This window comes from Cupriavidus sp. GW823-FHT07A04 (assembly GCF_058794615.1).
In genome coordinates, this window is the sequence record NZ_JBXAHA010000059.1 from 1 (window position 1) to 1,004 (window position 1,004).

1 protein-coding gene is annotated in these 1,004 nt (G+C 65.9%); it reads left to right on the forward strand.

Going from position 1 to position 1,004, the window contains the following annotated elements; all coding sequences use genetic code 11:
* Positions 1-1,004, forward strand: a 1,004-nt coding sequence (prpC, locus tag AC1Q7Q_RS40360) for a bifunctional 2-methylcitrate synthase/citrate synthase (protein WP_492376851.1), incomplete at both ends; no start/stop codon positions are given.

A 1,004-nucleotide genomic window follows, 5' to 3' on the forward strand; every position in this document is an offset into this window, starting at 1 on the left:
GGCTACGACATCCTCGACATCGCCGAGACCTGCGAATTCGAGGAAATCGCCCACCTGCTGGTGCACGGCAAGCTCCCCACCCGCGCCGAACTGGCTGCCTACAAGGCCAAGCTCAAGGCCCTGCGCGGCCTGCCCGCCAACGTCAAGGCCGCCCTCGAATGGGTGCCCGCCAGCGCCCACCCGATGGACGTGATGCGCACCGGCGTGTCCGTGCTCGGCACCGTGCTGCCGGAAAAGGACGACCACAACACCCCCGGCGCGCGCGACATCGCCGACCGCCTGATGGCCAGCCTGGGCTCCATGCTGCTGTACTGGTACCACTACAGCCATAACGGCCGGCGCATCGAAGTCGAGACCGACGACGACACCATCGGCGCGCACTTCCTGCACCTGCTGCACGGCCAGAAGCCGTCCACACTGTGGGAGCGCGCCATGCAGACCTCGCTCAACCTGTACGCCGAGCACGAGTTCAACGCCTCCACCTTCGCCGGCCGCGTGATCGCCGGCACGGGCTCGGACATGTACTCGTCGATCTGCGGCGCCATCGGCGCGCTGCGCGGCCCCAAGCACGGCGGCGCCAACGAAGTGGCGTTCGAGATCCAGAAGCGCTACGACAGCCCGGACGAGGCGCATATCGACATCTCGCGCCGCGTGGAGAACAAGGAAGTGGTGATCGGCTTCGGCCACCCGGTGTACACCACCGGCGACCCGCGCAACCAGGTGATCAAGGAAGTGGCGCGGCGCCTGTCCAAGGATGCCGGCTCGATGAAGATGTTCGACATCGCCGAGCGCCTGGAAACCACCATGTGGGACGCCAAGAAGATGTTCCCCAACCTGGACTGGTTCAGCGCGGTGAGCTATCACATGATGGGCGTGCCCACCGCCATGTTCACCCCGCTGTTCGTGATCGCGCGCACCTCGGGCTGGGCTGCGCATATCATCGAGCAACGCATCGACAACAAGATCATCCGCCCCAGCGCCAACTACACCGGGCCGGAAAACCT